Below are 21,660 nucleotides of genomic sequence, written 5' to 3' on the forward strand. Positions count from 1 at the left end.
CGGTTGCCGGCAGTCGCCGGAACGCTTGCGCCGCCTGGCGTCGGACACTATTTTGTGGAAGATTCATCCAGAAAATAGTGTCCGGCACCGGTTTTCGCCAACGCCGTCTGCGGCTTGCGGCGAAACCTACTCCGGCTTGTGATCCGGCACCGGATCATCCTGCTCCACCGGCGCATCCGGATGGTGCGGATGGTGCGGCTGCGGGTCCGGGGCGGGTTCGTCGACAGGCACCGGCAGGTCCGGCGCCCGGTGTGCCCGGTACGGATGGACCGGTTCCGTCGCGCGATAATGCTCCATGTTTCCTCCTGTGGTGAACGGCATCACGGTACCACGCTCCCCGTAATCGCGCCGCAGCGTTACAATTTCCGTTTTCCCGACCATATCGATCCATGCAACTGACAACCCTGGCCCTGCTGATCCTGATTCCGCTGCTGATCTGGCGGGTCTACCTGCGCCTGCGACAGTTCTTTGTCAGGCAGGAATCGCTGATGTGGAAACACTGGACCGGTGCGGTACTGTTCCCGGTGATGCTGCTGGCGGCGGCCGCTTCGCTGCTGACCGGCGGGCCGGCGCTGGCGGCGCTCGTCGGCGGCACGGTGGCCGGCGGCTGGCTGGCGTTCTTCGCGCTGAAGAAAACGCGTTTCGAGACCGTCGGCCGCCGTTACTACTTCACACCGTATGCCCGCTTCGGCATCCTGGTCTGCATGCTGTTCGCCGCGCGCGTGCTGCAGATCGGCGTCGAGCTGTACATGAACCGCCAGTCCGATTTTCCGCAACCGATCACGCGCGAGATGCTGGTGGCGCATCCACTGTCCTGCGCCGCGTTCGGCCTCCTCGCCGGCTATCTCGCCACTTTCTCGATAGGCATGCTGCGCTGGCGCCGCGCGCAGCCGCCACTGCCGGAGCTCCAATGAACCTGCTGCCCCCTCCCCTTTTGCCCCGCGCCTTGTTACCCAACGAGCCACGCATCGCCGACGAGCTCCAGCAAACCCTGACCGAGCGGTACCTGCTGCCGGCGCTGCCGGCGCTGCGGTCCCTGCTTGTCGAACTGCGCGCCCGGCTCGACCCGGTGCTGTCCGCCCGCGCGCCCGTCAAGCTGGGGCGGCGTTATCCACTGGGCCAGAGCATGGAGATCGCGCAGGCGCTCCATGAAATGCTGGGCGGGCTCAATGCCGGCACGCTGCCCGGCCGGGCCGCGGAAGGCTACGCGGCGCTGAGCGCCTTCCATGCGCTTGGCGGCAGCCTGCGCCAGGTGTGGGGCGCGCTGCACGGCACGCACTTCCACAATGCTTTCCTGTTCGGCACGCTGTATGTCGACGTGGCGGCCGACAGCATCGCGCCCGGCGGTACGACAGTGGACATCGCGCCGTTCCGGCAAGCCCGCATGACACCGGTGCGCGACCATCGCCATTTCGCGCTGCTGGCGCAAAGCGCGTGGCATGCCACGGTCTATCCGAACCATGTGCTGCCCGCCCTTGCGCCGTATGCGCCGCTGATCATGCTGGTTCCGGGCGGCTCGGTGCGCATCGAAGCCGATGCGGCCTACATGGGCGAGCTGGCACTGGCCGGCGGTTTCGCTTCCAGCGCGGATGTGCTGAACGGGCCGGCGATGCCGCCCGACCTGTTCAACCTGGTGGCCGACACGCTGCGCAGGGCCGGCATTACCGTGGCCGGCAACGCCGCCAAGGGCCAGCAGGAAGCACTCGGGCTGTGCGTGCGCTACCGCGACGGGCGGCGGCGCCCGGGCGACCTGCACCACGTGCGCGCACTCGAACTGCTGGCGAAGGCGAACAGCCTGCTGGGCGCGCTGCACGTCTCCGCGCAGCCGCAAGCGGCCTGACACCGGCCTACACCAGGCTGCGCAGGGCGCCTTCCAGCTGCGGATAACGGAACCGGAAGCCCTTGCGCAGCAGCCTGGCCGGCACCACGTTCTGGCCTTCCAGCAGTAGGTCCGCCTGCTCGCCCAGCAGCAGCCGCACGGGCCAGGCCGGTGTCGGTAACCATGCGGGCCGATGCAGCAGCCTGGCCGCGGTGCCGATGAATTCGCGCTGCGTCACGACCTGCGGCGCGGTGAAATTCCAGGCGCCCTGCACGCCCGCTTGGTGCACGCCCGCTTGCAAGCCCGCAGGCTGCACGCCAGACTCCTCGCCCATCGCTTCGCTGCGCGCCGCCAGCCACGCGTGGCCCCGCAACAGATCTTCGATGTGGATCCACGACAGCCTTTGGCACCCGCCGCCCATCGGCCCGCCAACGCCCAGCTTCACAGGCAGCAGCATCGGCGGCAACGCGCCCCCATCGCCCAGCACCAGGCCGAAGCGGGTCGTCGCCACCTGCACGCCATGCTGCGCGGCGCGCTGCGCCGCCGCTTCCCACTCCTGGCACAGCTGCGACATGAAAACCGGTTGCGGCGGGCTGTCTTCCGTCAGCGGCGCCGCCCCATCCTGCGGCTGCACGCCGTAGTACCCGATGGCGGACGCGGACACCAGCAGCCGCGGCTTGTGCCGCGCCCTGGCGATCCAGTCCACCACGCGCCGCGTCAGCGCCACCCGGCTGGCGCGCAGCGCGGCCTTGCGCTTGTCCGTCCAGCGCGGGCCGAGAATGCGTGCGCCCGCCAGGTTGACGACGATGTCGATCTTCTCCGTGTCCGGCAGCTCGTCCATCGTCATCACGCAGCGCACGGCGCCGCCCGCATTTCCCAGGGTGCGCGCGGCCCGCGCCGTGTCGCGCGTCATCGCGATCACGCGCTGGCCATCGGCCAGCAGTGCCGCCACCAGCCGGCGGCCGACGAAGCCGGTGGCACCGGTGACGAGCACCGTCTGGCCCGGCGTGCCGAAATGGAGGGGTTCAGCGGTCTTCGGTGTGCTCATGATCGGTCATCCAAGTAGTTTGGCCACCTTGCCGCCCATTTTCAGGAAGCGCTTGAGCGTGACGGGCGGCATGTGCTTGTAGTCGTCATAGCTGTCGGCCAGCATTTCCAGGAAATCGAGCACGTGCGCCATCTTCTCGCGCGTGGCCGGCTGCATGCCGCGGTCCTCCTCGGCCTCGATGGCGCACTGGCGCAGCACGGACAGCGTGGGATCGATCTCGCGCCGTTTCCGTTCCTCGACGATCACGCGGAAGATCTCCCACACATCCTGCAGCGCCACGAAGTGATCGCGGCGGTCGCCCATCACGTGCGCCACCTTGACCAGGCCCCAGCTTTGCAGCTCCTTCAGGCTGTTGCTGACGTTCGAGCGGGCCACGGCCAGCGTTTCGACGATCTGCTCGGCGTTCAGGGGCTCGTTGGCCAGGAACAGCAGCGCGTGGATCTGCGCCACGGTGCGGTTGACGCCCCAGCGCGTGCCCATCTCGCCCCAGTGGAGAATGTATTTCTGTTCGGTCGGACTCAGGGTCATGAAATTCTCTTGTTTCTGTTGTTACAGAAATTAGAGATCAAATTGAGGTATCTGTCAAACGATTTCGCCAGCAACGGGACCGGTCCAGCTTCGAGCCGCCCGGCTCCAAAAACGAAAAGCCGCGCAGTGCGCGGCTTTTCGTTGGCGAAAGCAGCCGGTCAGGCGGCCTTGGCGGCATCGGCCGCCTCCTCCTTGCGCCGCTGCAGCACGAAGATCGGCTGCGCCCACGGCGTATCCTTCTTTTTCTTGCTCGTGATGAGCGTGAGTTCGGAAGGATCGTAGACGTCCGTATTGTGCGTCAGCGGCGTCGTCATCAGGTACTGGGCATCGGTGTTCTTCAGGAACTCGCCGACCAGCTGGATGTTGCGGATGTCCAGGTGGGCGAACGGTTCGTCGATGAACACGAAGCCGCCGGAGCCTTCGTCGGATTTCAGCAGGCCGATCAGCAGCACCAGCGACTTCATCACCTGCTGGCCGCCGGAAGCCTCGCCGTCGTTCATGCCGATCACGCCCTTGCCGTCGAACTTGAAGCGCACGTGCAGGCCGGCCTGCGCCAGCAGCAGGTCGTCGTTCTCCAGCTTGACGGGGTCGGCGCTGACTTCGATCTTGGCCAGTTCGCCCAGCTCCCGGATGTTCTTCGTGTACTGCTTGATCGTGTAGCGCAGCCGGTCCATGTAGGCGCCGCGGGCGTTGCCGGTCGCCTCGATCGCGCGGTTGTTCTGGTAGCGGCGCTCTTCCGTTTCGCTCTTGCGGCTCGACAGCTGCTCGTTCAGGCGGGCGTACTGGTCGATCACGGTGGCATCGAGTTCCCAGTCGTCGCGCGCCAGGCTGGCCTGCAGGCTGGCGATGCGCAGGTCGACCTGGTGCGCATTGACGTGCTGTGCCACCAGTGCCTGGCGGCGGGCGGGACGGCGCCATCCGGCCGGCAGGTGGCGCCACTGGCGGCGCAGCGCCAGCAGCGCGCGGGCGTGGTCGGAGCGCTGGTCGAGCTGGCGCTTGTAGTTCAGGCGCATGCCGGCTTCCGCTTCGGACAGCGCCATGCGCGCGCCATTCCACGCGCCATCGGCACGGGTGCGCGCCACCGTGGCGCTCTTCATCAGGCCCTGCAGCTCGCCGAGGCGCGAGCCCACTTCGAGGCGTTCGGCGCGCAGCGGCACCGAGGCGCGGGCGGCTTCGTCGAATTCATCGGCGCGTGCCGAGAGTTCCTTCACCGCGTCCACGCCGGCCACGCGGGCCTTCAGCGCGCTGGTTTCGGAAACGAGCCGGCTGATCTGCAGCGTGAACTTGTCTTCTTCCGCTTCCAGCGACGGCAGGTTGCGGGCGATCGCTTCCTGGCGCTGCGTGCGGCCGGCGGAACCGAAGCGGTAGCGCGACACTTCCACGAACAGCGAACGGCCGCCGCGGCGTTCCTTGTGATACGCATCCGGCGTGATCCATTCCTCGATGTTGCCGAGTTTGGCGCCCTGCTCCACGGAGTCGACGCGCGTGATGCGCGACAGCTGTTCGATCAGCCATTCCGGCGCGCGCGCCGTGAAGCGCACCACCGACAGCAGGCTCTCGTTCTTCGGCTCGTGCGCCTTCACGCATTCGGGCACGATGAAGTGGCGATAGCGCTCCTTCTCCGCGAGGCGGTAGGCGGCGGCCGCATCGGAACCATTTTCGAGCAGCACCACGGAGGCGTAGCCGCCCAGCACGCCCTCGACGGCACCCTGCCACTTCGGATCGGTGACTTCCACGATATCGGACAGCATCGCGTGCGGGATGTTCGCATCGCGCAGCACGCGGCGCATCTGCCGCACGTTGTCCGGCTCCGGCATCGCGGTCTTGCCCTGCAGCGCGGCGATCGTAGCCTTGTCGGTGGCGATGCGGGTCGACACGGTATCGCGCGCGGCGCGCAGGCGCGCCAGTTCCGCTTCCTTCTCTTCGAGCTGCTTGGCCACGTCGGCGATATCGGCGCCCGCTTCGGCGGCGAGCTTTTGCAGGCGCGACTTCTGTTCGATCAGGCTGTCCAGCGGTTTCAGCCTGGCGTTCAGCGCCGACAGGCGGGTCTGCAGCACCGTCGATTCCTGCTCCAGCACCGTTTCCTGCTGCTGCGCTCCCTGCAGCAGCAATGCCTGCCGCTCGACTTCGCGGCGGCGCTCGGCGATCTGCTGGTCCACCTGCGCCAGCGGCTTCTTCCCCTCGCGCAGCTGGCGGCCGACATTGGCCGCCTTCTCCCGCGCCTCGTGGTATTCGAGCGACGGCAGCACTTCTTCCTGCAGGTTGCGGCGCTCCTTGTGCAGCGTTTCCCACTGGTGGTAGTTGGCCACGCGCAGGCGCAGGCCCTCCAGGTTGGCGCGCGAGCCTTCCAGCTCCGCCTCGAAGCGCTTCAACTCTTCCTCGGTGTCGCGCTGGTGGCGCTTCGCCTCGTCGTAGGCATCGAGCACTTCCTTGTCGCCGAACACCTGGAATACCAGGTCCAGCAACTGGCGCGGCGCGTATTCGCACAGCTTGTCGGTTTCGCCCTGCTCCAGCGCCAGCACCTTCGCCATCGCCGGCGACAGGCCCGCATTCGCCAGGCGTTTCCGGTAGTTCTCCACGCCGAGCCAGTCGTTCGCTTCCGTCACTTCCTCGATCTCGACGTTCCCCGGACGCATCAGGTACTGGCGCTTCCAGTCGCCGCCGTTCTTCTGGATCTGGCAGAACAGCGTCACTTCATCTTCGGAAAAGAAGCCGCTGGAACGGAACGGGCGGTTCGACAGTTGCCGGCCGGTCGCCTTGTTGTCGACCACGGCGCGCAGCCAGGCGTTCTGCTGGCCCGAGTGCCGCGCATAGTGCTTGTAGGTACGGCCCATCGAGCAATCGAGGCCGAACAGCGTGCGCAACGCATCGAGCAGCGTGGTCTTGCCGGAGCCGTTCTGGCCGGCGATCGTGATGATCTTGGCGTCGAGCGGAATGTTCTTGATGCGCTGCCAGTAGTCCCAGTGGACCAGCTCCAGCGATTTGATGTGAAACATGCGTCAGCTCCGGTTCTCGGGTTCGTTGGCGGAAGGCGATGCCAGGCCGGCGTCGCGGATCGCCGCTTCCACTTCGTCGATGACCGTGTCGTCGACCGGCGTGTCGTTGGCCGCGGCGAGCACGGCGCGCGGAATGTGCACCACCTGCGCCGGCGCGCGCTTGAACACGTCCGCCAGGGCGCCGCTGATGATGCGCTCCTTCAGCAGGTCGGTATCCATCAGCAGGTCCAGCAGCGGGCCCTCGACGAGGATGTCGCCGCGCCGCTCGATGAAGCCCAGCTTCGAGAGGATGCCCAGGTTCATGTCCATGCGCGTCTTCTTGCCCAGCTTGTCGCCGAAGTCGGCCAGCAGCGCCTTGTACGGAATGCCGATCGACGTGTCTTCCGCGCGCGGCACCGGTTTTTCGCTGCCGAACATGTCGTCCTGGTTGTCGTCCGCGTGCTGGTGCGTTTCCTGCCGTTCGCGCTTGGGCAGGATGATCAGAGCCCACAGCACCACCAGCAGCGCCACGCCGTCGCGGGCCAGGCCGAAGTTGTTGTTCTGCCACGTGTCGCGCGCGCCGAAGATCTTCGGCTCGATAGCGCGGTGCAGCGCCAGCGTCACATGGTCCGCATACACGTTGTCCAGCAGCTTCAGGCCGGTGGCGAGCAGGCGCGCATCCACCTCCTGGCGGAACAGTTCGTCGGAGAGCGCGCGTTTCACCAGCTTGTCGTCGCGGCGCAGCGTCTGATGCGTCAGCAGGCGCGCGATCAGGATTTGGGAATCGTCATTCATCGTTTAATTCGCATGATTCAATTGCATGATTCAGCTTGCATGAGTCCAATTCGCATGGGTCGGTTCGCATGGGTCAGTTCGCGGCCTTGCCGTTGTCGTTCAAATCGAGGGAGAGGTTGGCCAGCGTCATGGCGGCCACTTCCATGTCCTCCAGCTGCACCATCATGTCGGTGGGCGCGAACTGCAGCGGCAGGCGCGCCAGCTCGGCGGTCGCGCCCTGCAGGCTGGCCTCGCCCTCGTCGCCGAGCAGCGGCAGCATCGACGCGCGGTACGACGCCACCGCGAAACTGGCCGGCAGCAGCGCCTCGTGCGCCTGGATGGCCTTCGGCGATTCGGAAGCGATGCTGGGGAAGTTGTTCAGCGTGGCGAAATCCGACAGGCGCGCCAGCCAGTCGTCCAGCTCGCGCTGCATCACCTGGTCTTCATTGACCGTCAGCGGCGCGTTCTCGCCGGTCGGCAGGCCGGAGACGGCGGTGGCCACGCGCTCGGTCAGCAATTCGGTTTCGGCCACGTCGATCATTTCGGCCGGCGTGATGAACAGCGGCTTGACCGGCTGCTCGATGGCGTCCTCGGCCAGCGAGGCCAGGTCCTGGTGCGCCAGCAGCCAGCGCTTGATGTCGGTCGTGGACAGGCCGGACTGCCCCAGGTGCACGCGCTGGCGCTCGATCTGGTTCAGCGCCCGCGAGAACATGCCCTGCATGTTCAGCAGCGAGCTTTGGGCGCGGCCGATCGCCTGGGCGGCGCGCTGGGTGGCCGCATCGGCGTTCTCGTCGCTGGTGATCGCGCGCAGGATCTCGGATCCCTTTTCCACCCAGTCGCACGCGGTGTGCCACTTGGCCTGCGATTCGCGCAGCTGGAATTCGGAGCCGGAGGCGATCGCGTCGCGGAATTCCTCGGTCAGGTCGGTCAGGCGGCCCAGCAGGTGCTGCAGCTGTTCGGTGGTGACACCGCCCACCGCCTGCGCGCCGGCCACCTGCGACAGCAGGAAGCTCATGCCGGCGTCGTCCTCCTGCTGGCCCAGGCCGAGCAGGCTGTCGATCGACGACAGCACGTTGCGCGCCATCGGCGTCACGCGGTAGACGCCCTGCTGCGCGTCCCAGGCCAGCAATTGGTTGGTACGCAGGCGCATCAGCACCGTTTCCAGGCTTTCCGGCAGCAGGTAAGCCAGGCGGGTGTTGATATCGGCGCGCGAGAAGGCGGTGGACACCGTGTCGTTGGCCAGCTCGCGCAGCACCAGCAGGCGCACCAGCACGCTTTCGAAGCCGCCGTGGAACAGCGCGGTAAATACCTGCAGCAGCGGCTGTGCGCGCTTCAGGTGGAAAACCTGCTCGATCTCGTCGACGGAAACGTGCGGCTGGAAGTGGGCCTGCAGTGCCTGTTCCTGCTCGCTGGAATTGTGTTCGGCAGCCGTGGCTGCGCTGGCTGTCGCATTTGCGGTATTACTCATCGCGCTCCGGGGTTCTGGGCGGCCTGAAAAGCTCGTGGGCTCAGGCGGGGACGTGAGTATACCAGTTCCGGCCAGCAAAACCGCGGTTGCTGGCACTCTGGGAGCCGCGCAAAAAATGGGGACGGACCCTGTTTTTCAGGAAATATTTCTTATAAAACAGGGTCCGTCCCTATTTTTCCTTTATCCGAGGCAGGTAGCGGCGGCGAAATCATGGTGTCGGACACCGCTGTCATTACTGCTTCCTGTTTACCTTGTCGAGCAGTTGCTCGAAAGAATCTCCATCGTCTTCCTGGAACACGAGGCGCACCGGATACCATTCGAGCGACGGGGCCAGCCACAGGTCCACCTGCTGGCCCTTGCCCTTCGGCGACGCCTTGCTGAAATGGACGGCCTTCAGGTCGCCGGCGCCGGTCTTGACGGTCTCGGTGCCGACGACCTTGAAACTCCAGGTTTCGGCGCTGCGCCGGCCGATCACGTAGAACTTCCACTCCGAGCCGGGAACGAATTTCTGCGGCGCGGCGCGCGCCACGGCGGCCAGTTGCCAGGGCGCGCTGCTGCGATCCTGTTCGCCGCCATGGATCGGCACCGTGTTGTCGCTGTCGGCCAGGTCGATGGTCCTGGTGTCGCGCCTGAACGTGGTGGTGCCGGCCTCCTTGCGGAGGCGCTTCTCGTGATACGTGTCCGGCGCCAGGCCAAAGGCGTCCACTGCGCCTTCGCTGCGGTATTCGAGCACCTTGCCGAAGAGGGCCGAGCGGGCTTCCGTCACGAGCGAATACTTGCCGCCGCCCTGCTGCCACGTGATGGTGCCGTTGCCGGCGAGCGGGATGCCGTGGTTGCTGGCCTTGATCGCATAGGTCAGTTCCGCCGAAGGCGGCAGGTCGAACGCCCGCTTCACGCTCGGATGGTCTTCCTGGGCGGCGGCCGGGCCGGCCGCGGCGAACAGGGCCGCCAGGGCGGCCCATTGCAGGGTCTTTTTGCGCAGGGTGCTTTTCATCGTGTTTCCTTTCAGCTTGCCGGCCGCAGGATCTTCGTGACGGTCTGCGTCGTCACGGCGCCGCTGCGTTCCGTGTTCCTGATCTGCACCGGGTACCAGTCCAGGCTCGGCGCGAGCCAGATATCGAGCCGCGCGTTGTAGCTGCCGGGCCGCGGCGGGCGCGCCAGGCGCCACGTCACGAGCCGGCCCATCTTCGTTTCCAGTTCTTCCTCGCCCACCAGCACGAAGCGGTACACCATCGCTTCGCGGTCCTCGCCCACCTGGATATCGATATCGCTGCCGAACTGGTTGACATCGCCGCGGCCGATCGCGGCCAGCTGGAACGGCACCGTGGCCTTGTCCTGCGCACCGGTGGCCATCGGCACGGCGGCCGTGCTGGCTGAAAACGTGATGCGCTTGCCTTCGTGGTCGAAGTGCGTGGCCGTCTGCGAGCGGCTGCGCCGCTTTTCCGTCAATTTCACCGGGGCGATGCCGGCATCGTCGATCGTGCCTTCGCTGGCCAGCTCCAGCAGCGCCACGCGCGCGACCAGCATGCTGATACCCACTTCGAGGCCCACCTTGTAGGTACTGCCGTCGGTTTGCCAGTGCATGTCCGCGCTGCCGTTCCATTTCGTGCCGTCCGCATCGGTGCGCCTGACCTCCAGCTCGAAGTTCGCGCTCGGCGGCAGGTTGACGCGGAACCGGCGACCGGCAATGGGCTCGGCCGCCGCAGCCAGCGATTGTACCGCGGGCGCTTCCGGCGCAGCGCCGGCTTGCGCCGGCACTGGGCCGATATTGGCCGGCGGCGGCACCGCTGCCGCGGCCTGCACCAGTTCCGTTACCGTCTCGGGCGCCGCTTCCGGCACCGGTTCGGGAACGGCGTCGAAGGGTGCCGCGATCCGGGGTGCCGATACCGGCGCCGCCGGCCGGTGCGGGCGGGGCTGCACGGGCGCGGTGTCGGCGGCGGGCGCTTCCGCCTGGCGCTGCGCGGCTTGCGTGCGCGGCGGCAGTGCGGGCCGCAGCTGCGCGGTGACCGTCATCGGCACCAGCGCGCGCGGCGTTTCGGTAGTGCCGATGCGTGCGGCCAGCCAGCCGATCGTCACGAAGTGCAGGGCCGCGGTGGCCGCGCACAGCACCAGCACGCGGCGGTGCCGCGACAGGAAGGAAACGATCGTCATCCCCGTAGTGTAACGGCTCCGGCTTTTTGCCGTGAGCAGAGTGGAAATCTGCTACGCTAAGCGACGCGTTCTAACCCAAGCTTTGGAGACAACCATGAGCACACCGCAAATGCCAAACATTCCCGGCGCCGCCGTGATGACCGACACGCTGGACTTCGTGAAATCGCTGTGGGGCAGCATGGGCGTGCCCGGCCTGGCGACGCCGACGCTGTCGGTGGATGAACTGGACAAGAAGATCAACGAGCTGAAGGCCGTCGAAGGATGGCTGAGCATGAATTCGACGATGCTGCGCAGCAGTATCCAGGCGCTCGAAGTGCAGCGCGGCACGATTGCAACCCTGAAGTCGATGGGCCAGAGCCTGGCCGACTCGATGCAGCAGAAGCCGGGGAAACCGGAAAAATCGCTGTACGATGCCAACCCGTACGCGGCGGCGTTTTTCAGCCAGTTCGATCCGGCCAGGTTGACGCCGAAGCCGCCCGCCGCCACATCCGTGCCGAAGCCGCCGGAGGTGAAGCCGGAAGCGAAGGTGGAAGCCAGGCCGGAGCCGAAGCCGGCCGAGGAAGGGGGGCCGAAGCCGGACCTGGCCGCCGCGGCGGCCGCGCAGATGGCCAATCCGGCCATCTGGTGGAACATGCTGCAGGACCAGTTCAAGCAGGCGGTCACCACCGCGATGACGGCGGAGGGGAAACCGGCGGCCTTCCAGGCGCCTGGTAACGGAAACGGCAACGGCACCGCCGGCAGCGATGGTACCGGCGACAGCGGCGGTAGTGCCGCCCAGGCGGAACCGGAAACCCGGCCGGAAGCCGGCGCGGCCCGCAAGGCGCCGGTCCGCAAGACCGCGCCAAAGAAAGAGTAATCGCGGAGCCGGCGCGGTCAGGTTACTGCGGCGCCCCGCTGTCTTCCGCCGCGCTGGCCTCGGCGGTTCCCCGGCCCGGTATGAGCTCCTGCAGCTGCTCGACGAGTTGCGCGAAGCGCTGCTGGCCGGGCGCCAGCGCATCCACGTGCATCAGCACGCCGTTCGCCTCGATCATCAGGGCCTCGTCGTAGCCCTGCTGCTGCATGTGGTTGATCAGCATCTGCGCCGAGTTGAACAGGATGCGCATATTGTCCGGCAGGCGCTCGCGCGAATCGCGCATCCATGCCACGGCATCGCCGAGCCGGCCGGTCTTCCACAGCAGCACGCCCATGTTCATCATCTCCGAGGCTTCCTTGCGCGCCGCGGCGATCAGGTCGACGCCCTCCTCGCTCATGCGCGCCTTGTCGAAGATCTTTTGCACCTCGTCCAGCAGCACCGTGTTGTCGTGGTTGTTGCGCACCACATGGCACAGCAGCTCCACCGGCGCATCCTTGACGCCGACCGCGAACAGCAGCGTGGCCATCTCGATGCAGGTGGCGGTATGCGGCCGCTGCTTTTCCGCTTCCAGCATGGCTTCGAGCTGGTCGCCGGACTTGCGCGCGCGGCGGTAATCGCCGCTCTCGTGGTAGACCATGCCCTCGGTGACCTTGCTGCGCAGCTGCACCACCTCGCCCGGGAAGTCGCGCTGGGCGATGGCCAGCAGCCGCAACGCCTCCTTCGTGTCGTTCTTCATGCCGCACACGCGCGCCATGCCCAGGTAGGCGTCCACGGTGCGGCGGATCGAGTATTCGCCGATCGCCACGCACTTGCGGAACGCATGCTCGGCCAGCTGCACGTTGCCGATGCGTAGCGCGGTATTGCCCAGGTTGCGCTGGCGCGGCACCGAGTTCGGCGACAGCTTCGCGGCCTTTTCCAGCACGCCGCAGGCATCCTCGTGCCGGCCCATCAACTCCAGCGCCGCGGCCAGCTGGTCATAGGCATCGATGTAGAAGCGGTTTTCGGCGATCACGCCCTGGAACATCTGGCGTGCCGCGTCGTGGTCGCCGTTGGCCATCCTGATCTTGCCCAGCCCGGTGCGGGCCCAGTTGTATTCGCGTTCCTCGAGCAGCTTTTCATACACGATGCGCGCCTTTTCCGGCTCGCCTGCCTTCAGCAGCAGCGCCGCCTTCATCCGCATCAGGTCGATCTCGTGCACCTTGTGGCGGGCGATCTGCTCGTCGCATAGCCGCGCCGCGCGCAGGTAATCCTTTTCGATGTAGGCCGCGTCGATCTCCTGGAACACCTGCTTCTTGTGCCACACGCGGTTCAGGCGCGTCAGCAGCACGCCTTCGGTGATCGGCTTGATGATGTAGGCATCCGGCTGGTGCTCGGCCGCGCCCATCACCGATTCCACGCTCTTCTCGGCCGACACCATCAGCCATACGCTGCTGGGGACCATCAGGTTGCGCACGCGCGCTTCTTCCAGTACCTGCTGGCCGTTCTTGCCTTCGCCCAGGTTGAAATCGCACAGCACCACGTCGTAATGGGTGCGCCCGAGCAGCGTCATCGCTTCGCCGCCGCTCGATGCCTGGTCGATGTGGCGGGCGCCGATGTTGCGCAGCGATTCGCGCAGCAGCTGGCGGATGCCGACGAAGTCGTCGACGATCAGGTAGCGCTTTTCGCTCCATTCCACGCCGGAGATTTCGGCAACCGGCGCACCGCTCGCGGTGATGTAGGTATTGGTCATGGCGGCAGGCTCATGGCAAAAGGGTCTTGGCGACGGGATTATGGGATGAGGCTATGGCACCGGGGTCATGGCAGCGGGGTCATGGCAGCTGGAGCACGAAGCAGCCGCCGCCCAGCGGGCCGCCGTTCTCGAGGCGGATGGCGCCGCCGCGTTGCCGCCGCTTGTGCATCCTGGCCACTTCGCTGGCGAAGAACAGCCCGAGGCCGCTGCTGTTGGTCAGGAAGTTGACGCCCTTGCCCACCGAGGCGCCGGCCTCGATCATCGATGGCGGAAAACCCATGCCGTTATCCTCGACACGGCATTCGAGCATGCCGTCGCGCTCGGCGATCGACAGGCGGATACGGTCGCGCGTGTAGCGCACCGCGTTGTTGATGGCGTGGCACAGCACGCCGATGACGAGATCCTCGTCCAGCGTCCACAGCAGGTCCTCGGCGAACTCGAGGTCGAGCCGGATATCCTTCGCCGCCAGCAGCACGCGCGACTGGCTGGCCACCTGGTGCACCAGCTCGCCGAGCGGCACCGTCACCGGCTCGAACGGATAGGTCGGCTTGCCCACTTCCTTGTACAGCGCCAGCAGCTGCATCAGGTTGTCGGACAGCCGGCGCGTCTGGTACAGCATGTGTGCCATCTGCGGGTGCGAGGCGTCCTGCGCGGCCCGGGCATCGCCTTTATCGAGCAGGTTCTCCAGCGTCCCGCCCAGCACGGCAATGGAATTCTTCATGTCGTGCACCGTGGAAGCCAGGAACACGAACAGCTCGGGCGAGCCGCTGCCATCCTCCATGATCGTTACCCCGCAAAGTTTCAGTGCGGCAATTATATCTGCGAAGCCGCATGAAATCAGGGTTTATCGGGGACCTATGGCGCGCTTGCGACAGTTTTACGACGCGATTTGAGCAAAAACCGGCCTGGATCAAGCGCGGCGGCCAGCGTGGCCTCGACGGGCGATGGCAATCCTTCAAGCTGGCAAACCAGCAACTCGGCCGCCAGCGGCGCCCAGATCAGCCCGCGCGACGCATAGCCGAGCAGCGCGTGGAGCCCCGGGTGGCGCGCCACGTCGCGCAGCCGCTCCGGCGCGCCGGGAGCGCCATGGTCGGGCAACGCGCCGACGAGTGGCAGCCGGTCCGGCGCCATGCAGCGCAGGCCCACGCGGCCGGCCAGCGGCGGATCGGCCGGGACCCGGGCGGCGCCCAGGATGTCGCGCGCCCGCGCCAGGTTCTCCGCCTGGCTGGCGGGCCGCAGCGGGTGTTCCGCCGCTCTTTCCGCCTCCTGCTCCGCGGTTTTCTCCGCAGTTTTTTCATACGTGGCGCCAACGCTGGCGATGCCGTCCATCGCCGGCGTCATGTACGCTTCGCGGCATACCACCAGCGGCGGCGCCGCGAAGGCCTCGGCAGCCAGGTGCGTGACCTGGCCGCGCATCGTGTACAGCGGCAGCGGCGCGGTCTGCGGCAGCTGCAGCGCACCGGCCCCGTTGGCGACGATCACGTGCGCACCTTCGGCCAGCAGCGCGCCATCGCCGCCGCGCACTAGCCAGCGCTCGCCGGCACGCTCCAGCGACAACGCCTCGGCATGGAAGATCCGCGCCAGCCGGGCGCCGCACGCGGCCAGCATGGCCCGGCACACCGAAGCGGGATTGGCCCAGCCGCCCTGCGGGAACAGCCAGGCGCCGTGCGGCGTGGCCGAGCCGAGCAGCGCTGATGCCTGGTTTTCATCGAGCCAGCGCACGTAGTCGGGCGGGTAGGCCCATGCCCGGGCCACCTCGCGCTGCAAAGCCGCGTGTTCCGCGTCGCGTGCCAGTTGCAGCACGCCGCACTGCCGGCCGCGCACCGGCGCGCCGCCGTCGTCCGCCATGCCGCCCAGCGCCTGCCAGCGGCGCAGTGCGTACAGGTAGGCGGCGCGGGTCAGGCGGGTCGGTATGTTGTCGTCGCGCGAGAGCAGCGGCATGAAGATGCCGGCCCGGTTGCCCGATGCCTCCTGCGCCGGCGTATCGTGCCGCTCGATCAGCGTCACGTGCCACCCGTGGGCGCACAGGCGCTCGCAGGCGGCCGCGCCGGCCACGCCCGCGCCGATGACGACCGCGCTGCGCACGGGCGGCGCCGGCCGCGGCGGCTGCGGCTTGCGGCTCGTGTAGCGCGCCTCGAACGGCGTGGTTTCGCCCTCCCGCGAAAAGCCGGCGGCGCGCAGGCCGCGCTGCCAGTTTTCGTCCCGCCAGGCTTCGTCGCCCGGCGCCGTGCGGAGCCGGGCACCGGGTACCGCGAGCCGCGACAGTGCCCGCAACGGTGCCGCGGCCGCCGGCACGATGAACTCATCGACCCGCGCGTCCAGTTCGGGCACCAGGGTATCGGGTTCGCCCAGCGCGATGTCGAGGATCGTGCGGCCGCCATCGAGCTCGATCCTGTGCAGGCCCGGCACGGCTACCGGCCACACCGCCGCGAGGACGGCATCGCGCGCGGCCGGCAGCGTGGCCATCACGGCGATGTAATGCAGCGTGCCGCCCGCGGCGCGAGCCGCGGCAAGGCGTTCCTCATCGAACGCCAGGTCGAGGACGACGCGGTCAGCCAAGGCGCGCGCACTCCGCGTGCCGGAAGCACGCCGCGTCGTGGTCGTTGACGATGCCGATGCCCTGCAGGTAGGCATACACGATCGTGGAACCGACGAACTTGAAGCCGCGCTTCGCCAGGTCCTTCGAAATGCGGTCGGAGAGTTCCGTCTTCGCCATGCGGTCGGCGGGCGTGGCGATGTGATTGCACACCGGCTTGCCGTCCACCCAGCCCCACAGGTAGCCGTCCAGCGTCTGGCCGCTGTCGCGCAGGCGCAGGTAGGCCTGCGCATTGGTGACCGCGGCCGCCACCTTCAGGCGGTTGCGCACGATGCCCGGATCGGCCAGCAGCGCGGCTACCTTCTCCGCCCCGTAGGCGGCGATCGTGGCCGGCTCCCAGCCGTCGAACGCGGCGCGGTAGGTATCGCGCTTGTTCAGGATGGTCTCCCACGACAGCCCCGCCTGCGCGCCCTCCAGGTTCAGCATCTCGAACAGCCGGCGCTCGTCGTGGCACGGCACGCCCCACTCTTCATCGTGGTAGGCGATATAACGGGGGTTGGCCGGGTTGGCCCAGGTACAGCGGATACGGTCGCTCATGGCGGGTCGGAAACAGTAACGAGACCCGCAGTATAGGGCCGCATCAGCATGGTGACCATGGCGCGATGGCCATCACGCGGGGGGCGCAGGATGCCGGTCCATCGAGGCGCAACGGCGGCGGGCGATGCGGCCGGACCGAAGTGCCACAGCGAAGGCTCCCCGCAGGCGCTAAACTGGAGCTCTCGCAACGGGCACGGAGGGATCTCATGCAATTCGAAGCACGACTGGAATGGCAGCGCAACGGCCAGCCTTTCCTGGACCAGAAGTACAGCCGCGGCCACGAGTGGCAATTCGACGGCGGGCTGCGGGTGCCGGCCTCATCGTCGCCGCTGTCGGTGCCGCTGCCGATGTCGGTGGCGGACAACGTGGACCCGGAAGAGGCGCTCGTCGCCGCCGCCGCCAGCTGCCACATGCTGTTCTTCCTGTCGATCGCGGCAAAGCGCGGCCATACGGTGGAGAGCTACATCGACAACGCGGTGGGCCTGCTGGACAAGGATGCGGACGGCCGGATGGCGATGACGAACATCACGCTGCGGCCGGAAATCCTGTTCGCCGGCGCGCACTGGCCCGGGGAAGACGAAATCGCCGCGATCCACCACGAAGCGCACGGCAAGTGCTACATCGCGAACTCGCTGAAGGGCGAGATCACGATCGAGCCGCCGATCGAGCCCGAGGGCTGAACGACAGGCGTAAAAAAGCCGGGCCCATGGGCCCGGCTTTTTTCCGTTTGCCGCGGCCGGCCAGTGCCGGCAGGCTGGCCGGCTGCTTACTTCGGTGGATTGGTCGTCGGATTGGCCGGGTTGACCGGGCTGTCCGTGTTGCCGCTCGATTGCTGCTGGGTACTGATCTTGTCCTTACCCTGAGGCATCGAGCCGCCGGTGCTGCCGGTGCCCGAAGTACCCATCGCGGTACCGGCCTTCATGCCCTTCATGTTCGACGCCAGCTGCTCGACGTGGCCCATGTGCTGGTCGATCGTCGGCTGCAGCTTCGCGGCCAGGCCCTTCACATCGGCATCCTTGGCGCTCGACTGGGTCTTGACGACCAGCGCGTGCGCTTCCTTGTGGCTCTTCACGCCGGCCATGTCGAGGTAAGCCTTGTCGAATTTCTCGCCGGACATGGCCTGCAGGTTTTTGGCCATCTTCTTGTGCTTCGCGTCGAGCTCGGCCGGCAGGGTCACGTTCTTCGCCTGGGCCACGGCCTTCACTTCATCGAGCCCCTTCGTGTGGTCGTCCACCATCTGCTGGGCGAAGGCCTTCACCTCGGCATTCTGCGATTTCTGCAGTGCCATCTTGCCCGCTTCCACTTCGGCCATGTTGGCGATCGCCATGTCCTTCAGGGCCTTCTGGTCGGCTTTCGCCAGCGATTGCGCATGAGCAACGCCCATGCCCATCAGGGCGGCCAGCAGCGGCACGCCCAGGTACCTGTTCCACATTGTTGCCTTGTTCATTCGATTCTCCTGACGGTTGCAAATGGGTAAGCCCGGGGGTACGCCTTGGGAGGAAGCCTGGGAATCCAAGGCAAGCCCGGGGTCGAGACCGGCGCTGCTTTCAGGAACATATGTATATTAATAATTTAGATATACATCTTACGGCGGAACGGTGCGGCACGGCCGCACGGCAGGAAGGAATGGGGCGGGAATGAGACGAAGACAGCAAAAAGAGCGCCGGCTGCAATCCGCAGCCGACGCTCTTCACGTTAGAGCCCGCAGGGTGCTAGTTCGGGCCCGTGTTGGCACTCCCGTTGCCGCCCGGATGCTTGATGAACGGAACACGCTGGCTTACTTCACGCAGCCGCGCCCGCATTACCTCCGGCGCCGCCGGGCCCGGTGCGAACACATAATCCTCGTCGCTGATCGCGCGGCCGCTGCGCTTGTCGACCAGGATCTGTTCGGCAGGCTGCCCGGTTTCCCGGTGCACGACGAGCAGGCTGGCGCCTTCCGGTGCCAGGTGTTCATTCCCCCATCCAACGAATGCCAGCAGTACGGGTTTGAAAGCACGGCCCTTTTCCGTAAGCAAATATTCATAACGGGGTGGCCGGGCACTGTACTGCCGTTTTTCCATCAGCCCGCCAGCGACCAGCCCGGCCAGCCGCCGGGTCAGCATGTTGGGGGCAATCTTCAGGCTTTTTTCAAACTCGTCGAACCGTGACAGCCCGTAGAACGCGTCGCGCAGGATGAGAATGCTCCACCATTCGCCAACCTTCCCGAGGCTGCGCGCGATCGGGCAAGGCATCTGGCCAAAATCGGTATGTTTCATTATTCCTCCCACTTGTGCACATTAGAAAACGAACGAGCGCAACAGAGACTACGTTTTACCCTGAAAAGGACCCTCAGAAACTATCGAATAATCACCGACGGGATAAAACAGGCATTTTTTTCGCAATATACTCAACCTTATGCACAGAGTGAAACGGCTAACCTTTTGCAAGGTGAGAAAAAATGATCGGAAAGCGCGAAGCACGATAAATTCAATTTAATTCGGCGCATAATACGGCCAGTCCGAGAGCCACCGCCAATCATGTACCTGACGACCGACGCCACCGTGCGCAATATTCTCATCGTGGACGATTCCGCATTCGAGCAGCGCCTGCTGGCCGACCTGCTCAGCGAGATGCCATACCGGGTTTGCGTTGCCTTCAACGGCGCCGAAGGCTACCGCCTCGCGCTGGACCGTCACCCCGACCTGATCCTGCTCGACGTGCGCATGCCGGACATGGACGGCTATGCGTGTTGCCGGTTGCTGAAAGCCAACCCTGCCACGCAGGACATTCCGGTGATCTTCGTCAGCGGCACCGAATCGGCGGAAGACCGGATCCTGGGGCTGTCGATCGGGGGCGTGGATTTTGTCAGCAAGCCGTTCATGCCGGCCGAACTGGCCGCCCGCATCCATGTCCACCTGAACCTGGTGCCCCGCCCCGAAGCGGCATCCGCCGCCCTGCCTGCCGCTGTCACTTCCGCCGCCGTTTCCGATCCCGCTCCTGTCCCGGCGTCCCCATCGGGCGATACCGACGCGGTCACCGTGCGGGCGGCAATGCGGCTGATCCGCGACAACCTGGGTGCGCTGCCGCGCCTGTCGGACATCGCCCGCAACGTGGGCACCTACCGCGAAAAGCTGAGCGCCCAGTTCCGCGAACAGACGGGCAAGACGGTATTCGCCTTCGTGCGCGAAGAACGCCTGGCGCGCGGCATGCAATTGCTGCGCGAAACCGACTTCGACGTGCAGCACATCGCCCAACTGCTGGGCTTTCGCAGCGCCGCCAACTTTGCCGCCGCGTTCCGCTCGCGCATGGGCATCACGCCTGGCGCCTACCGCAACGCCATACTGGGCCGGAACGACAACTAGACTTCCTGGTCTAAGCTCAATTGCCGACTGGCAGCCGCCTCGAGGCGCACTGCAAAGTAAACTATACAAAGCGGTCTAGTTTCGCTATCGTGTAAAAAAGACACGAGGAACCGCGATGACCGCCCCACCCGACATCCCCAAGCCGACCCCCGCCGAACTGGAACTGCTGCAAGTGCTGTGGCCGCTCGGCTCGGCCACGGCGCGCCAGGTGCACGAAGCGCTGCGCGCTGCCCGTCCCGACCTCGGCCATGGTGCCGTGCTGCGCCTGATGCAGGTCATGCACGGCAAGGGCCTGCTGATCCGCGACGACAGCCAGCGCTCCCACGTCTATGCCCCGGCGCAGCCGCGCGACGCCCTGCAGACGAACCTGCTGAAGGACCTGCTGCAGCGCGCCTTCGCCGGCTCGGCCAAGGCCCTGGTGCTGGCGGCGCTGAAAACCGGCATCTCGCGCAAGGACCGCGAAGAGATCGAACGGATGCTGAAGGAGGAAAAAGAATGACGGCCGGCGCAGTGGCGAACATCTCGGCAGTCATCGGCCGGTCCGGCGGCATCGTGGACGCGCTCGGCTGGACCCTCGTGCACTTTCTATGGCAAGGGGCCGTGGCGGGCCTCGTCACCGCGCTGGTGCTGGCCATGCTGCGCGACGCGCGGCCGCACCTGCGCTACCTCGCGGCCTGCGCCGGCCTGCTGACCTGCGCGCTGTGGCCGGCCGTCACGCTGGCGCTGCGCCTGCGCGGCGGCGTGGCCGTGGACGCTGCGCAAGACGTGCAGGCGGCGCAGCTTGCCTTCCAGCTGGGCGCGCACTTTGCCGCGCAGTTGACCGATTCGCTGCAGCGGCACATGGCATGGATCGTTGCCGCCTGGGCCGCATGCTGCGTGACGCTGCTGGCCCGTACCGCGCTCGGCATGGCGTGGATCGTTCGCGCCGGCCAGCATGGCGCGCGCGATCCGCACTGGCAGGCGCAACTGGACAGGCTGGCGCGCGCGATGGGCGTGGCGCGGCGCGTGCGCCTGCGCATCGTGCAACACCTGGCCAGCCCGGTCACCGCCGGCTGCCGGCACCCGCTCGTACTGGTGCCGGCCAGCCTGCTGACGGGCATGCCGCCGGAGCTGCTGCACGCGCTGCTGGCGCACGAGATGGCGCACATCCGGCGCCACGATTACCTGGTGAACCTGTTGCAGAACCTGGCCGAGATCCTGCTGTTCTACCACCCCGCCGTGTGGTGGATCTCGCGCCGCATCCGATGCGAACGCGAGCTGATCGCGGACGATATCGCCGCCGGCCCTGCCGGCGGACCGCGCCGCCTGGCGCAAGCCCTGTCCGAACTGGAAAAAAGCCAGTTCGCCCACCACGAACCGGCCCTCGCGGCCGATGGAGGAGACTTGATGAACCGTATCGCCCGACTGCTGCACCCCGCCCCGCGGCGCAACCTTCCCGTCGCCGTATCCGCGGCGCTGGCCGCCGTGCTGCCGGCGCTTGCGCTGGCCGGAGCCTTCGCCACCGGCCAGGCCCAGGCGGGGGACGAGCCCATCGTCGACAGGCCCCAGCAGCGCGGCGTGGTCGATTTCGCCAGCTGCGCCAAGCCGGTGTGGCCGCAGGCATCGCTGGCCGCGCAGCAGACCGGCACCGTGACGCTGGCGTTCCTGGTCGACGAACGGGGCGTCGTGCACGACTCGCAGGTGCGCAAGTCGAGCGGCCATCCGGCGCTGGACGAAGCGGCCCGCGAAGGCATCGCCAAATGCAGCTTCCATGCCGGGCGCCAGGACGGCGCGCCCGTCAAATCCTGGGTCATGCTGCAATACGCGTGGGTCCTCGAATGATGCGGCGAATTCTTCCGCTC

Annotated in this window: 21 protein-coding genes; 7 read left to right on the forward strand and 14 right to left on the reverse strand. The window is 66.9% G+C overall.

Annotation, left to right across the window (positions count from 1 at the left end; all coding sequences use genetic code 11):
- Window positions 1-126: 126 nt before the first annotated feature.
- Window positions 127-297 (reverse strand): hypothetical protein, encoded by a 171-nt coding sequence (locus GJV26_RS29785; RefSeq protein ID WP_173346178.1) that lies wholly within the window; start codon window positions 295-297, stop codon window positions 127-129.
- Between the two features lie 92 nt (window positions 298-389).
- On the opposite strand from GJV26_RS29785, the gene GJV26_RS10490 reads away from it, so the two are divergent.
- Window positions 390-914 carry a CcdC protein domain-containing protein gene (locus tag GJV26_RS10490; protein WP_155708770.1) on the forward strand — a complete coding sequence of 175 codons (525 nt, stop codon included), beginning with the start codon at window positions 390-392 and terminating at the stop codon, window positions 912-914.
- The gene (locus tag GJV26_RS10495; RefSeq protein ID WP_155708771.1) at window positions 911-1,840 is read left to right on the forward strand and encodes a hypothetical protein; all 930 of its coding nucleotides are present in this window, start codon (window positions 911-913) and stop codon (window positions 1,838-1,840) included. Before GJV26_RS10490 ends, GJV26_RS10495 begins: the two co-directional genes overlap by 4 nt.
- 7 nt (window positions 1,841-1,847) lie before the next feature.
- Here GJV26_RS10495 and GJV26_RS10500 read toward each other — a convergent pair whose 3' ends face one another.
- The 7 genes from GJV26_RS10500 to GJV26_RS10530 all read right to left on the reverse strand — a co-directional run bounded on the left by GJV26_RS10500 (window position 1,848) and on the right by GJV26_RS10530 (window position 10,763).
- On the reverse strand, window positions 1,848-2,867 hold the full coding sequence (locus GJV26_RS10500) for an epimerase (protein ID WP_155708772.1): 1,020 nt from the start codon (window positions 2,865-2,867) through the stop codon (window positions 1,848-1,850).
- Between the two features lie 6 nt (window positions 2,868-2,873).
- Window positions 2,874-3,395, reverse strand: a complete 522-nt coding sequence (locus GJV26_RS10505) for a GbsR/MarR family transcriptional regulator (protein ID WP_155708773.1) — start codon at window positions 3,393-3,395, stop codon at window positions 2,874-2,876.
- A 158-nt stretch (window positions 3,396-3,553) separates the two neighbouring features.
- On the reverse strand, window positions 3,554-6,391 hold the full coding sequence (locus GJV26_RS10510) for an ATP-binding protein (protein ID WP_155708774.1): 2,838 nt from the start codon (window positions 6,389-6,391) through the stop codon (window positions 3,554-3,556).
- 3 nt (window positions 6,392-6,394) lie between these two features.
- Entirely contained in the window at window positions 6,395-7,165 is a 771-nt protein-coding gene (locus GJV26_RS10515; RefSeq protein ID WP_229419257.1) for a hypothetical protein, read from the reverse strand.
- 73 nt (window positions 7,166-7,238) lie between these two features.
- Complete coding sequence (locus tag GJV26_RS10520; RefSeq protein ID WP_155708775.1) at window positions 7,239-8,612, reverse strand: hypothetical protein; 1,374 nt, start codon at window positions 8,610-8,612, stop codon at window positions 7,239-7,241.
- A 232-nt stretch (window positions 8,613-8,844) separates the two neighbouring features.
- Window positions 8,845-9,606, reverse strand: coding sequence for a DUF3108 domain-containing protein (locus GJV26_RS10525; RefSeq protein WP_155708776.1), 762 nt, complete (start codon window positions 9,604-9,606; stop codon window positions 8,845-8,847).
- Window positions 9,607-9,617: 11 nt separating this feature from the next.
- Window positions 9,618-10,763 (reverse strand): DUF3108 domain-containing protein, encoded by a 1,146-nt coding sequence (locus GJV26_RS10530; RefSeq protein ID WP_155708777.1) that lies wholly within the window; start codon window positions 10,761-10,763, stop codon window positions 9,618-9,620.
- Between the two features lie 94 nt (window positions 10,764-10,857).
- Here GJV26_RS10530 and GJV26_RS10535 point away from each other — a divergent pair, with 94 nt between their 5' ends.
- Window positions 10,858-11,619 (forward strand): PhaM family polyhydroxyalkanoate granule multifunctional regulatory protein, encoded by a 762-nt coding sequence (locus tag GJV26_RS10535; protein WP_229419258.1) that lies wholly within the window; start codon window positions 10,858-10,860, stop codon window positions 11,617-11,619.
- Window positions 11,620-11,641: 22 nt separating this feature from the next.
- On the opposite strand, the gene GJV26_RS10540 is transcribed toward GJV26_RS10535, so the two are convergent.
- The 4 genes from GJV26_RS10540 to GJV26_RS10555 all read right to left on the reverse strand — a co-directional run bounded on the left by GJV26_RS10540 (window position 11,642) and on the right by GJV26_RS10555 (window position 16,478).
- Window positions 11,642-13,345, reverse strand: a complete 1,704-nt coding sequence (locus GJV26_RS10540) for a tetratricopeptide repeat-containing response regulator (RefSeq protein WP_155708778.1) — start codon at window positions 13,343-13,345, stop codon at window positions 11,642-11,644.
- A gap of 79 nt (window positions 13,346-13,424) precedes the next feature.
- The gene (locus GJV26_RS10545) at window positions 13,425-14,126 is read right to left on the reverse strand and encodes a sensor histidine kinase (RefSeq protein ID WP_155708779.1); all 702 of its coding nucleotides are present in this window, start codon (window positions 14,124-14,126) and stop codon (window positions 13,425-13,427) included.
- A 74-nt stretch (window positions 14,127-14,200) separates the two neighbouring features.
- Window positions 14,201-15,904: an FAD-dependent 5-carboxymethylaminomethyl-2-thiouridine(34) oxidoreductase MnmC1 gene (mnmC1, locus tag GJV26_RS10550; protein WP_229419259.1), complete on the reverse strand. Its 1,704-nt coding sequence runs from the start codon at window positions 15,902-15,904 to the stop codon at window positions 14,201-14,203.
- Window positions 15,897-16,478, reverse strand: a complete 582-nt coding sequence (locus GJV26_RS10555; protein ID WP_155708780.1) for a DNA-3-methyladenine glycosylase I — start codon at window positions 16,476-16,478, stop codon at window positions 15,897-15,899. Before GJV26_RS10555 ends, mnmC1 begins: the two co-directional genes overlap by 8 nt.
- 206 nt (window positions 16,479-16,684) lie before the next feature.
- Here GJV26_RS10555 and GJV26_RS10560 point away from each other — a divergent pair, with 206 nt between their 5' ends.
- A complete protein-coding gene (locus GJV26_RS10560) occupies window positions 16,685-17,158 on the forward strand; it encodes an OsmC family protein (RefSeq protein WP_155708781.1) in 474 nt (157 codons plus the stop codon).
- 86 nt (window positions 17,159-17,244) lie between these two features.
- On the opposite strand, the gene GJV26_RS10565 is transcribed toward GJV26_RS10560, so the two are convergent.
- Together GJV26_RS10565 and GJV26_RS10570 are read right to left on the reverse strand one after the other, a co-directional pair.
- A complete protein-coding gene (locus GJV26_RS10565) occupies window positions 17,245-17,925 on the reverse strand; it encodes a DUF4142 domain-containing protein (RefSeq protein ID WP_155708782.1) in 681 nt (226 codons plus the stop codon).
- Window positions 17,926-18,190: 265 nt separating this feature from the next.
- Complete coding sequence (locus GJV26_RS10570) at window positions 18,191-18,733, reverse strand: winged helix-turn-helix transcriptional regulator (RefSeq protein ID WP_155708783.1); 543 nt, start codon at window positions 18,731-18,733, stop codon at window positions 18,191-18,193.
- A gap of 261 nt (window positions 18,734-18,994) precedes the next feature.
- On the opposite strand from GJV26_RS10570, the gene GJV26_RS10575 reads away from it, so the two are divergent.
- The 3 genes from GJV26_RS10575 to GJV26_RS10585 all read left to right on the forward strand — a co-directional run bounded on the left by GJV26_RS10575 (window position 18,995) and on the right by GJV26_RS10585 (window position 21,640).
- Window positions 18,995-19,819, forward strand: a complete 825-nt coding sequence (locus GJV26_RS10575; RefSeq protein ID WP_155708784.1) for a response regulator transcription factor — start codon at window positions 18,995-18,997, stop codon at window positions 19,817-19,819.
- A gap of 115 nt (window positions 19,820-19,934) precedes the next feature.
- A complete protein-coding gene (locus GJV26_RS10580) occupies window positions 19,935-20,318 on the forward strand; it encodes a BlaI/MecI/CopY family transcriptional regulator (RefSeq protein ID WP_155708785.1) in 384 nt (127 codons plus the stop codon).
- Window positions 20,315-21,640 carry a M56 family metallopeptidase gene (locus GJV26_RS10585; protein ID WP_155708786.1) on the forward strand — a complete coding sequence of 442 codons (1,326 nt, stop codon included), beginning with the start codon at window positions 20,315-20,317 and terminating at the stop codon, window positions 21,638-21,640. The genes GJV26_RS10580 and GJV26_RS10585 overlap by 4 nt, the downstream gene beginning before the upstream one ends.
- Window positions 21,641-21,660 lie beyond the last annotated feature (20 nt).

It is taken from the genome of Pseudoduganella dura, assembly GCF_009727155.1.
Classification (GTDB): domain Bacteria; phylum Pseudomonadota; class Gammaproteobacteria; order Burkholderiales; family Burkholderiaceae_D; genus Rugamonas; species Rugamonas dura.

What these genes read in the sequence shown, in the direction of transcription:
- GJV26_RS29785 (WP_173346178.1), bottom strand. Translation starts at nt 297, where the DNA reads ATGGAGCATTATCGCGCGACGGAACCGGTCCATCCGTACCGGGCACAC.
- GJV26_RS10490 (WP_155708770.1), top strand. Translation starts at nt 390, where the DNA reads ATGCAACTGACAACCCTGGCCCTGCTGATCCTGATTCCGCTGCTGATC.
- GJV26_RS10495 (WP_155708771.1), top strand. Translation starts at nt 911, where the DNA reads ATGAACCTGCTGCCCCCTCCCCTTTTGCCCCGCGCCTTGTTACCCAAC.
- GJV26_RS10500 (WP_155708772.1), bottom strand. Translation starts at nt 2,867, where the DNA reads ATGAGCACACCGAAGACCGCTGAACCCCTCCATTTCGGCACGCCGGGC.
- GJV26_RS10505 (WP_155708773.1), bottom strand. Translation starts at nt 3,395, where the DNA reads ATGACCCTGAGTCCGACCGAACAGAAATACATTCTCCACTGGGGCGAG.
- GJV26_RS10510 (WP_155708774.1), bottom strand. Translation starts at nt 6,391, where the DNA reads ATGTTTCACATCAAATCGCTGGAGCTGGTCCACTGGGACTACTGGCAG.
- GJV26_RS10515 (WP_229419257.1), bottom strand. Translation starts at nt 7,165, where the DNA reads ATGAATGACGATTCCCAAATCCTGATCGCGCGCCTGCTGACGCATCAG.
- GJV26_RS10520 (WP_155708775.1), bottom strand. Translation starts at nt 8,612, where the DNA reads ATGAGTAATACCGCAAATGCGACAGCCAGCGCAGCCACGGCTGCCGAA.
- GJV26_RS10525 (WP_155708776.1), bottom strand. Translation starts at nt 9,606, where the DNA reads ATGAAAAGCACCCTGCGCAAAAAGACCCTGCAATGGGCCGCCCTGGCG.
- GJV26_RS10530 (WP_155708777.1), bottom strand. Translation starts at nt 10,763, where the DNA reads ATGACGATCGTTTCCTTCCTGTCGCGGCACCGCCGCGTGCTGGTGCTG.
- GJV26_RS10535 (WP_229419258.1), top strand. Translation starts at nt 10,858, where the DNA reads ATGAGCACACCGCAAATGCCAAACATTCCCGGCGCCGCCGTGATGACC.
- GJV26_RS10540 (WP_155708778.1), bottom strand. Translation starts at nt 13,345, where the DNA reads ATGACCAATACCTACATCACCGCGAGCGGTGCGCCGGTTGCCGAAATC.
- GJV26_RS10545 (WP_155708779.1), bottom strand. Translation starts at nt 14,126, where the DNA reads ATGGAGGATGGCAGCGGCTCGCCCGAGCTGTTCGTGTTCCTGGCTTCC.
- GJV26_RS10555 (WP_155708780.1), bottom strand. Translation starts at nt 16,478, where the DNA reads ATGAGCGACCGTATCCGCTGTACCTGGGCCAACCCGGCCAACCCCCGT.
- GJV26_RS10560 (WP_155708781.1), top strand. Translation starts at nt 16,685, where the DNA reads ATGCAATTCGAAGCACGACTGGAATGGCAGCGCAACGGCCAGCCTTTC.
- GJV26_RS10565 (WP_155708782.1), bottom strand. Translation starts at nt 17,925, where the DNA reads ATGAACAAGGCAACAATGTGGAACAGGTACCTGGGCGTGCCGCTGCTG.
- GJV26_RS10570 (WP_155708783.1), bottom strand. Translation starts at nt 18,733, where the DNA reads ATGAAACATACCGATTTTGGCCAGATGCCTTGCCCGATCGCGCGCAGC.
- GJV26_RS10575 (WP_155708784.1), top strand. Translation starts at nt 18,995, where the DNA reads ATGTACCTGACGACCGACGCCACCGTGCGCAATATTCTCATCGTGGAC.
- GJV26_RS10580 (WP_155708785.1), top strand. Translation starts at nt 19,935, where the DNA reads ATGACCGCCCCACCCGACATCCCCAAGCCGACCCCCGCCGAACTGGAA.
- GJV26_RS10585 (WP_155708786.1), top strand. Translation starts at nt 20,315, where the DNA reads ATGACGGCCGGCGCAGTGGCGAACATCTCGGCAGTCATCGGCCGGTCC.